Origin of the sequence: Prosthecodimorpha hirschii (assembly GCF_001305515.1) — a bacterium.
In the GTDB taxonomy this organism is placed as follows: Bacteria; Pseudomonadota; Alphaproteobacteria; order Rhizobiales; family Ancalomicrobiaceae; genus Prosthecodimorpha; species Prosthecodimorpha hirschii.
On record NZ_LJYW01000001.1, the window covers coordinates 1313003 to 1323434 of the forward strand.

Consider the following 10432-nt stretch of genomic DNA (forward strand, 5'->3'; position numbering starts at 1 on the left):
CGGCTCAGCGCGGCAGCATGTCGTCGGCGATCGCCCGCGGATCGAAGCTGCGCGGCTTGTGCCGGAACAGGGTGTAGAGCCAGGGCAGGCCGGCGATGACCAGCAGCACGCCGGCATAGAACAGGAAATCCCGCCCCTTCACGCCCAGGGTCGAGAGCCAGGCGAGCGGCAGGCCGAGCAGCGGGATCGGCGCGGCGAGCATCAGGGCATAGAGCCAGGCCGGCTTGCCGGCGACGAAGCGGCAGGCCGGATTGGCGGCCGCGATGCGCCGGGCGAGCGCGCGGACGAAGCCGGCATAGGCCGCCGTCTGCGGGGCGATGCGGATCACGTCGAGATAGGTCACCGAGGCGATCGAAAAGCGCTCGCCGGTCCTGACCGTGATGGTGCAGCGCTGGCGGTTCCATTCGGTGCGCTTCGGATCGTAGACCAGCCGCATCGCGACGATGTCGGCATAGTCGAGATGGATCGGCTGCTTCATGCCGGCATCGATCCTGAGCCGCGCGGGCTGCAGGCGCCAGGTGACCGGCCGCTCGAACAGGGCATTGCGGACCGAATAGGCGTCGGGCGCGTCGTGGTCTGGGGTCATGGGCCTCGCCGCGGGTTCAGGGCGTGTGGGGGGATCGAGGATGCGAAGGAATGCCGGTGCGGATCATCTGTCGTCCCGGCAGCCTCGGCGCCGATCGGGCATTCCATCCCATATCCTTAGGGCAGGAACAGGGACTGGTAGGTTTCCCTGGCGAAGGCGATGGTCATCCGCAGATGGCAGCGCGGGACGAGGCGCGGGCTCTCATCGGCCACGCCGTAGCGCTCGAAGAAGCGGCAGGCGGCGACCCGGTGGGTGCGGAACCCCGCCGTCAGGCCGCGCAAGGCGGCCGCGCTGCCCTTCTGGTCGGCGAGCGTCACGGCCAGCCGGTCCAGCACCTTGTCCCACAGCGCGACCCGCTCGGCCACGCACTCCAAGAAGGCCTTGCCGTCGTGCGCGTCGCAGACGGCCTCCGCGCGGTCGAGCGCCCGGCAGGCCTCCGGAACGGTGACACCCTTGCCGGTTTCGAAGGTGCTGCCCTGCCCGGTCAGGCAGCGGGCGATGCGCGCGACTTCGTCGGCCTCGGCCGCCTTGGCCGGCGGAAGCGGGGCGCCCGCGGCCAGAACGGCCAGAAGCGCCAGGGCGGCAAGCGTCTTGTCCATGGACGGTACGGTTCCCCTCGATCGCCCGCCTCCTCTACGCCATCGCGCGGCGGGGCGCGAGAGGCCGGCGCCTCACGCGATCATGGGGAATAGAGCTGCAGATAGGTGTCCTTGGCATAGTCGATGGTCAGGCGCAGACGGCAGCGCGGCTGATAATAGGCGTTGTCGGTGTTGATGCCGAAGCGTCCGTAGAGACGGCAGGCCGCCTCGCGATGGGTGCGGAAGCCGGCGAGCGCGCGGCCGACGGCCTCGCTGGCGCCCTTGCGGTCGGCCATGACCGACTTCAGCCGATCCAGCACCTTGTCCCAGAGCGCGATCTCGCGGGCGAAGCACTGCTGCTGCGGTGCGCCGTCGAGATCGTTGCAGGCGCCGGCCTCGAGATCGATGCCGCGACAGGGATCGGGCAGCGTCTTGCCGGGGGAAGCCGGCAGGTCGCCGCCCTCGTGGGTGATGCAGGCGGCGCGGCGCTCGACCTCGGCATCGGCGCCGCCGGCCGCCGGTGCGGCGACCGCCGCATTGAGCAGGACGAGACCCGCGACGAGGCACATGCCGACCGCGCGGGCGGACCGGATCGGGAGGGGAACGGACGCGACCATCGGCAGACGGCTCCGGAGACGGGTGACGGCATTCGGGCTCCGGTCTACGCCATGGCGCCGCGCCAGGCGAGAGGACGATGCCGGCATGCTGCCGGATGACGAAAAACGTCATGAAATTCTGGCGCGGTCCGGCCATGGTGGCCCGGCTCGCGCGCCTATAGGCGGCGGCGGGACCGGCCGGGCGGGATTGCGCGCCGTGCCGGTCTCCCGCGCGATCGCGCTCGATTGCGCGGAAAGGCGCGCCGTCCTATGTCCAACCGAACCGACCGCCATCGAGGAGCCGTACCATGCTGAAGAAGACCAACCCCTTTCTGCGGGAAGCCAACCTGATCGGCGGCGCCTGGGTGGGAGCGGATTCCGGCGCGGTGATCGAGGTCAACAATCCGGCGACCGGCGAAATCATCGGCACGGTGCCCAATGCCGGCCGCGCCGAGACGCGCCGCGCCATCGCGGCCGCCCATGCGGCCATGCCGGCCTGGGCCGCCAAGACCGCGGCCGAGCGCGCCGCCATCATGCACCGTCTCGCCGGCCTGATCCGCGAGAACCTGGACGGCCTCGCCGAACTCCTGACGCTCGAACAGGGCAAGTCGCTCGCCGAGGCCAAGGGCGAGGTGCTCGGCTCGGCCGCCTATGTGCAGTGGTTCGCCGAGGAGGCGCGCCGGGTCTATGGCGATGTCATCCCGTCGCCCTGGGGCAACCGCAAGATCCTGGTCATGAAGGAGCCGGTCGGCGTCGCCGCCTGCATCACGCCCTGGAACTTCCCGTCCTCGATGATCTCGCGCAAGGTCGGCGCCGCGCTCGCCGCCGGCTGCTCGGTGGTGGTCAAGCCGGCCGACCTGACGCCCTATTCGGGCCTCGCCTGGGGCGTGCTGGCCGCCGAGGCCGGCGTGCCGGACGGCGTCGTCAACATCGTCACCGGCACGGCCGCGCCGATCGGCGACGAGTTCATCGACAATCAGCTCGTCCGCAAGCTGACCTTCACGGGCTCGACCGCGGTCGGCAAGATGCTGGCCTCGCGCGCCGTCGCCAACATGAAGCGCGTGTCGATGGAACTCGGCGGCAACGCGCCCTTCATCGTGTTCGACGATGCCGACATCGACCGCGCGGCCGAGCAGGCGGTGCTGTCGAAGTTCCGCAATTCCGGCCAGACCTGCGTCTGCACCAACCGCTTCTACGTCCAGGCCGGCGTCTACGAGGAATTCGCCGCCAAGTTCGCCAAGGCGGTCCAGGCGCTGAAGGTCGGCAACGGGCTGGAGGCGGGCGTCGCCCAGGGGCCGCTGATCAACGCGGCCGCAATCGCCAAGGTCGAGGCCCATGTCGCCGACGCGCTCGCCAAGGGCGCCAGCGTGGTGACCGGCGGCGGCCGGCACGATCTCGGCGGCACCTTCTTCACCCCGACGGTGCTGCGCGACGCGACCCCGGACATGCGCATCGCCACCGAGGAGACCTTCGGCCCGGTCGCGCCGATGTTCCGCTTCGAGACCGAGGCCGAAGCGATCGGCCTCGCCAATGCGACCGATTTCGGCCTCGCCGGCTACTTCTTCACCCGCGATCTGGCGCGCGCCTTCCGCGTCGCCGCGGCGCTGAAATTCGGCCAGGTCGGCATCAACGAGGGCCTCCTGACCACCGAGGTCGCCCCCTTCGGCGGCGTCAAGGATTCCGGCCTCGGCCGCGAGGGCTCCAAATACGGCCTCGACGACTATCTGGACATCAAATACGTCTGCGTCGGCGGCCTCTGAGGCCGGACACGGCCCGTCGAAATTGAAGCCGCCCCGGATCCAGGATCCGGGGCGGCTTTGTTTTTGACGCCGGGCGAAAACGGGCGCACCGGCGCCCGCCCGCCCGCTCTCCCGCCCGCCGGGCAGGCCCGGTCAGTGGGCCGGCGCTTCCGCGGGCTTGCCGGTCCGCCGCGATCCGGCCAGCCGCTGGGCGAGGCCGACGATCAGGACGAAGAACAGCGGCACGAAGAAGATGCCGAGCACCGTGGCGGCCACCATGCCGCCGAGCACGCCGATGCCGATGGCGTTCTGCGCGCCCGAGGCCGCCCCCGTCGCGATCGCCAGCGGCAGCACGCCGAGGATGAAGGCGAGCGAGGTCATCACGATCGGGCGCAGGCGCAGGCGCGCCGCTTCGAGCGTCGCCTCGACCAGCCCCTTCCCGCGCGCCTGCAGGTCGCGGGCGAACTCGACGATCAGGATCGCGTTCTTGGCGGCGAGGCCGATCGTGGTCAGCAGGCCGACCTTGAAATAGACGTCGTTGGCCTGGCCGAAGGTCTTCGCCGCCACCAGGGCGCCGAGGATGCCGACCGGCACCGAGAGGATGACCGAGAACGGGATCGACCAGCTCTCGTAGAGCGCGGCGAGGCAGAGGAACACGACCAGCACGGAGATCAGGTAGAGGGCGGTCGCCTGGCTGCCGGACAGCCGCTCCTGGAACGACAGGCCGGCCCACTGCACCGCGAAATTCTGACCGAGCGGCGCGACCAGCTGCTCCATCGCCTCCATCGCCGTGCCGGAACTGGTGCCGGCCGAGGCACTGCCCTGGATGTTGACCGCCGGCAGCCCATTGAAGCGATCGAGCCGGGGCGAACCGAACGACCAGCTGTTGCTGGAGAAGGCCGAGAACGGCACCATCTCGCCGCGCCCGTTGCGCACGAACCAGCGGTCGACATCGTCCGGCTGCATGCGGTAGGGCGCGTCGCCTTGGACGTAGACCGGCTTGATCTTGCCGCGGTCGACGAAGTCGTTGACGTAGGTGCCGGCCCAGGCGGTGGTCAGCACGGCGTTGATGTCGGCGACCGAGAGGCCGAGCGCACCCGCGCGCTCCTGGTCGACGTCGATGCGGAATTGGGCCTGATCGGGCTGGCCGTTCTGGCGCACGGCGGCGAGCCGCGCATCCCGGTTGGCGGACGCGAGCAGTTTGTCGCGGCCCTCGTTGAGCGCCGCCCGGCCGATGCCGCCGGCATCCTGCAGATACATGTCGAACCCGCCGGACTGGCCGAGCCCCTGAATGGCCGGCGGCGCCAGGGCGAAGACCTGCGCGTCGCGGATGCGCGAGAGCGCCCCCATGGCGCGCCCGGCGACCGCATGGGCATAGAGCCGCGGCTCGTGACGTAGCGAGAAGTCCTTCAACCGGACGAAGGCCATGGCCATGTTCTGGCCGTTGCCGCCGAGCCCGAAGCCGACCGCGCCGAAGACGCCCTCGACCGCGTCCTTCTCGCCGTCCAGGAAATGCCGCGTCACCTGCTCCAGGACCGCCTTGGTGCGCGTTTCCGTCGCCCCGCTCGGCAGCTGGATCGAGACCATCAGCATGCCCTGGTCCTCCTCGGGGATGAAGGACCCCGGAATGACGCGGAACAGATAGCCGGCGCCGCCGATCAGGAGCGCATAGATCAGGAGGATCCGGATCGGCCGCTTGATGACGCCGGCGACACCGGCGACATAGCCGCCGGTCAGCCATCCGAAGCCCTTGTTGAAGAGACCGAAGAAGCCGCCGCGCGGCCCGCCGTGATGCGGCTTCAGGAGCGAGGCGGTCAGCGCCGGGGTCAGCACCAGCGCGACCACGACGGACAGCAGCATGGCGGTGACGATGGTCACCGAGAACTGCCGGTAGATGATGCCGACCGATCCGCCGAAGAAGGCCATCGGCACGAACACCGCCGTCAGCACGAGCGCGATGCCGATCAGCGCGCCGGTGATCTCGTCCATCGACTTCTCGGTCGCCTCCAGGGGCGAAAGCCCCTCGTCGTTCATGACGCGCTCGACATTCTCGACCACCACGATCGCGTCGTCGACGAGCAGGCCGATCGCCAGCACCATGGCGAACATGGTCAGGGTGTTGATCGAGTAGCCGAACAGGGCGAGCACGCCGAAGGTGCCGAGCAGCACGACCGGCACGGCGATCATCGGGATGAAGGTCGCGCGCAGGTTCTGCAGGAAGATCAGCATGACGAAGAAGACGAGCACGATCGCCTCGATCAGCGTGTGCTCGACCTTGCCGATCGACAGTTCGACGAAGGGCGTCGTGTCGTAGGGAACGACCACCTCGACATTGGCCGGCAAGGCGCGCTTCAGCGTCTCCATCGCGGCCTTGATGCCGACGGCGGTGTCGAGCGCATTGGCGCCGGTGGCGAGGTTGACGCCGAAGCCGGCCGAGGGGCGGCCGTTGTAGAAGGACGAGGTCGCGTAGGACTTGGCGCCGACCTCGACGCGTGCCACATCCGAGAGGCGCACGATCGCCCCGGTCGTGTCGGTCTTCAGCCGGATCGCCCGGAACTGTTCGGGGGTCGACAGCTGGCTCTGCGCCGTGATGGTCACGTTGAGCTGCTGGCCCGGCACCAGCGGCGTGGCGCCGAGCTGGCCGACCGAGACCTGGGCATTCTGGGCGCGGACCGCCGCGACGACATCGGCCGGGGTCAGCTGGAAGCGGTTCAGCTTGTCCGGATCGAGCCAGATCCGCATGGCATAGCCGGACCCGAAGATGTTGAGATCGCCGACGCCGGGCACGCGCCGGATCGGGTCCTCGATATTGCTGGCGATATAGTCGCCGAGATCGTCGGACGAGAGGCTGCCGTCGGTCGAGATCAGCGTCACGACCATGAAGATGCTCTGCCCGCCCTTGGTCACGGTGACACCCTGCTGGGTGACCGCGTCGGGCAGCAGGGATTGCACCAGCTGCAGCTTGTTCTGGACCTGGACCTGGGCGATGTCCGGATTGGCGTTCTTGTTGAAGGTCAGCGTGATCGAGGCCTGACCGCTCGAGGTGCTGTTGGCCGAGATGTAGTCGAGATTTTCCAGACCGGTCAGGTTCTGCTCGATCACCTTGGTGACCGAGTTCTCGACCGTCTCGGCGCTCGCGCCCGGATAGGTGGCGCTGATGCGCACGGTCGGCGGGGCGATGTCGGGATACTGGGCGACCGGCAGCCGGGTCAGCGCCAGGGCGCCGCCGAGCATGATCGTGATCGCGATGACCCAGGCGAAGATCGGCCGGCGGATGAAGAAGCGTGACATGACGGCTTCCCCCTCAGCGCGCCGGCGCGGCGTTGCCGCCCGCGGCGGGCGCAGGCGCCGAACCGGCCGCCGGTGCCGAGGCGGCCGCCGGCCGGGCGACGCCGTCCTCGCCGATGCGCACCTCGATCGGCCGGACCGTCTGGCCTGGGCGCGCCTTCATGACGCCGTCGACGATCAGCCGGTCGCCGTCGGCGACGCCGTCGCGGACGATCCAGGACGTGCCGTAGCTGTCGGCCGCGAGCAGCTGGCGCGATTCCACCTTGTTGTCCGCGGCGACGAAGAGCGCCGTCGCCTGGCCCTTCGGGTTGCGGCTGACCGCCAGCTGCGGGACCAGAAAGGCCCGGCTGCGATTGCCGACCTCGACGGTGGCGCGGACATAGAGACCGGGCAGCAGCCCGCGATTCGGGTTGGGAATGCGGGCGCGGATGGTCATGGCGCCGGTCGATTCGTTGACGCTGCCCTCGAAGGCTTCGATCGAGCCGGTCTCGCCGTAGCGCGTGCCGTCGCCGAGCGTCAGCCGGACCTTGGCGCCGCCATCGGCGATCTGCACCTTGCCCTGCTCGATCTCGCGGCGGACCCGGAGGATCGTCTCGCCGGATTCGGTCAGATCGACATACATCGGGTCGACCTGCCGGATGGTGGCCAGCGCCCCGGTCTGGTTGGCGATGACCAGCGCGCCCTCGGTGACGCTCGACGTGCCGATCAGGCCGGAGATCGGCGCCTTGACCTTGGTGTTGTCGAGATTGATCTGCGCCGTCTGCAGATTGGCGCGGGCCAGCGCCAGGTCGGCCTGCGCCTGGCGCAGGGTGGCGCGGGCGGTATCCACGGTCGACTGGGCGACGGTGTTGCGCTGGAGCAATTGCTCCTGCCGCTTCAGTTCGATGTCGGCATTGTCGGCGGTCGCCTGCGCCTTCTCGACGCCCGCCTGCGCCGAATCCAGCGCGGCCTTGTAGGTGCGGTCGTCGATCTCGTAGAGGAGGTCGCCGGCCTTGACCAGCGAGCCCTCCTTGAACGGGCGCTTCAGCACGATGCCGCTGACTTGCGGCCGTACCTCGCTGACCGCGGAGGCGAGCGTGCGGCCGGGGATGGAGGCCAGGAACGGGATCTCCGCCGGGTGCAGCACGACATACCCGACCTCGGGCGGCGGCGGCGGGGCCGGCGGCGCGCTGGCCGCCCCGGCCTTGCCGCTTCCACTTTCGCCGCAGCCGGCCAGCGCGAGCAACAGAAGGATCGCCAACGGCTTCGGCGAAGTTTCCGACATGAGATCTCCTCAGGAACAGGTGCGACCGCCGGCGGGCGGAGCGAAGGCCTTCAAGCCCACCGCAGGAAGCATGAAATCGTGACGCCGCAAGCGATAGATTATCGTCCTGAAGGAAAAGTGATCACAAAAGAAACATTTGGCAAAGCATCGACGGCGTCCGGCGCGCCGGCAGGGCGAGGTCCCTGTTGCGCCGCGGCCGTTTCCCTTGAAGAGTCTCCGCCGCCCGACCGCGCCGGGTTCCCCGCCGGCGCGGCCTCGCCCGCGAGGCCGCCGTCCGAGACAAGGCTCTTGTCCAAGACAAGGGTCTTGTCCGAGAAAAGGGTCTCGGCCCCGTCAACCGGAAGCCCCTGCCTTGAACACCGACCGGACCCGCATCATCCACGGCCGCAGCCTGGCCGACTGGATCGCCGAATTTCCGCCGATCGCCGATCTGGTCGCCGCGCGCGAGACGGCCTGGTTCAATCCGGCGGTCGCCCCCGCCGCCGAGGCGCTCGGCGATGTCGGGCTCGGCCTCGTCGATGTCCGCGATGCCGAAGCCCGGCTTCGTCGCTTCGCGCCGCTGCTCGCCCGCCTGTTCCCCGAACTCGCCGCGACCGGCGGGATCATCGAATCCGATCTGGTCGCCGCCCCGGCCTTCGCGGCGGCACTGGCGGCGGAAGCCGGAACGGCGCCCGCGGCCCGCATCCTGATCAAGAAGGACAGCCACCTGCCGGTGTCGGGTTCGATCAAGGCGCGCGGAGGCTTCTACGAGGTCCTGAAGCGGGCCGAGACGCTGGCTGAGGCCGCCGGCCTGATCGGCCCGGACGGCGACACCACCCCACTCGCAGAGCCGGCGGCCCGGGACCTGTTCGCCCGCCACGCGATCGCGGTCGGCTCGACCGGCAATCTCGGCCTGTCGATCGGCCTGATGGGCGCCCGGCTCGGCTTCCGCACGACCGTGCACATGTCGGCGGACGCGCGCGCCTGGAAGAAGGCCAAGCTGCGCGCCGCCGGGGTCGCGGTCGTCGAGCATGCGGCCGACTACGGCGCGGCCGTGGCGCAGGGCCGCGCCGAGGCGGCCGCCGATCCGTCCTGCCATTTCGTCGACGACGAGCATTCGCAGGACCTTTTTCTCGGCTATGCCGTCGCGGCGCTGCGTCTGGCGCCGCAACTGGCCGCCCTGGGCATCGCGGTCGACGGCGAGCATCCGCTCTTCGTCCACCTGCCCTGCGGCGTCGGCGGCGGCCCGGGCGGCGTCGCCTTCGGGCTGAAGCTCGTCTATGGCGATGCCGTGCACTGCCTGTTCGCCGAACCGACCGCCTCGCCGGCGATGCTGCTCGGCGTCCTGACCGACCGCCACGACGCCGTCGCCGTGCAGGATTTCGGCCTCTCCAACCTGACCGCCGCCGACGGCCTCGCGGTCGGCCGCCCGTCCGGCTTCGTCGGCCGCGCCCTGCGCCGTCTGGTCGACGGCTATTTCACCGTCGCCGACCGCCGCCTGTTCCGCCTGCTCGCGCTCCTGAAGCGCACCGAGGGCCTGGAACTGGAGCCCTCCGCCATTGCCGGCGCCCCCGGCCCCGCCTGGATCGCCGCCACCCCCGCCTATCGCGCCCGCATGGCCCTCACCCCCGACCGCCTCGCCCGCGCCACCCACATCCTCTGGGCGACCGGCGGCAGCATGGTCCCGCCGGACGAGATGGCCGGCTATCTCACGGCCGGAGAAGAAGCGCTTCGGGCCGACGGCCTCTGAGGCGCCCGGTAACGCGGGCGCTTTCGCGGCGGACCGGCGGAGCGACGCAGCGCCCCGTGCCGGACCGGCGGACCGGCGCACCGCCCCGTGCCGGACCGGGCGCCTATCCAAACCCGATGGCGGCGAGCAGGGTCACCACGCCGAGCCCCAGCAGGCTCGCCGACGACCATCCGAGGACGCTTTCGAAGACCCGCTGGGGATCGCGCCACCCTTGGTCTCCGGACCCGAGTTCGCCCGACTGGCTCCAGTGGCGGACGAAGTAGAGCGTCAGATGCCGGACGCCTCCGCGCTGCGGGTGCCTTGATCGAGGCTACAGGCGCGGATTTGGGCGGCGGGTTCGAACGGCCGGCGATCGAGCGATCGGGACCGGAGCGTTGAGCCGGTACGGAGTTGAACCAGCACGTTGCAGCAAGGGGCGGTTCACCCTAACCTGTCGTTGCCGGCGCCGTTCTGGGAAGCCGGCGGTCGGGGGCGATCGGGTGTGGATGCGGGCATTGGCCGGATGGTCTTGTTCTGGGCGACCGGCGCGGCAGCGCCGTTTGGGCGACGCCCTCCCGGCACCGCAACGGACCGGCGCGCCGCCCTGCGCCCGGCACCCCGACGGGCGTCCCGCCTAGCTGTCGTGGGGCACCCCCCCATCGATCGGGACCAC

At 70.3% G+C, this 10432-nt stretch carries 7 protein-coding genes; 2 read left to right on the forward strand and 5 right to left on the reverse strand.

The genetic code is table 11. The features are described 5' to 3' along the window. Nucleotides 1-4: 4 nt before the first annotated feature. The 3 genes from ABB55_RS05710 to ABB55_RS05720 form a co-directional block, all read right to left on the reverse strand. A complete protein-coding gene (locus ABB55_RS05710) occupies nucleotides 5-586 on the reverse strand; it encodes a hypothetical protein (RefSeq protein ID WP_054357951.1) in 582 nt (193 codons plus the stop codon). A 116-nt stretch (nucleotides 587-702) separates the two neighbouring features. Then, entirely contained in the window at nucleotides 703-1185 is a 483-nt protein-coding gene (locus ABB55_RS05715; protein WP_054357952.1) for a hypothetical protein, read from the reverse strand. An 80-nt stretch (nucleotides 1186-1265) separates the two neighbouring features. Beyond that, complete coding sequence (locus tag ABB55_RS05720; protein WP_054357953.1) at nucleotides 1266-1781, reverse strand: lysozyme inhibitor LprI family protein; 516 nt, start codon at nucleotides 1779-1781, stop codon at nucleotides 1266-1268. Between the two features lie 287 nt (nucleotides 1782-2068). On the opposite strand from ABB55_RS05720, the gene ABB55_RS05725 reads away from it, so the two are divergent. Further along, on the forward strand, nucleotides 2069-3520 hold the full coding sequence (locus ABB55_RS05725; protein WP_054357954.1) for an NAD-dependent succinate-semialdehyde dehydrogenase: 1452 nt from the start codon (nucleotides 2069-2071) through the stop codon (nucleotides 3518-3520). Nucleotides 3521-3652: 132 nt separating this feature from the next. Here ABB55_RS05725 and ABB55_RS05730 read toward each other — a convergent pair whose 3' ends face one another. Continuing rightward, nucleotides 3653-6790, reverse strand: a complete 3138-nt coding sequence (locus tag ABB55_RS05730) for an efflux RND transporter permease subunit (RefSeq protein WP_054357955.1) — start codon at nucleotides 6788-6790, stop codon at nucleotides 3653-3655. Nucleotides 6791-6803: 13 nt separating this feature from the next. Next, complete coding sequence (locus ABB55_RS05735) at nucleotides 6804-8051, reverse strand: efflux RND transporter periplasmic adaptor subunit (RefSeq protein ID WP_054357956.1); 1248 nt, start codon at nucleotides 8049-8051, stop codon at nucleotides 6804-6806. Nucleotides 8052-8403: 352 nt separating this feature from the next. Between ABB55_RS05735 and ABB55_RS05740 the strand changes: the two genes are divergently transcribed. After that, the gene (locus tag ABB55_RS05740) at nucleotides 8404-9780 is read left to right on the forward strand and encodes a D-serine ammonia-lyase (RefSeq protein ID WP_244471976.1); all 1377 of its coding nucleotides are present in this window, start codon (nucleotides 8404-8406) and stop codon (nucleotides 9778-9780) included. The last annotated feature ends 652 nt before the right edge of the window (nucleotides 9781-10432 follow it).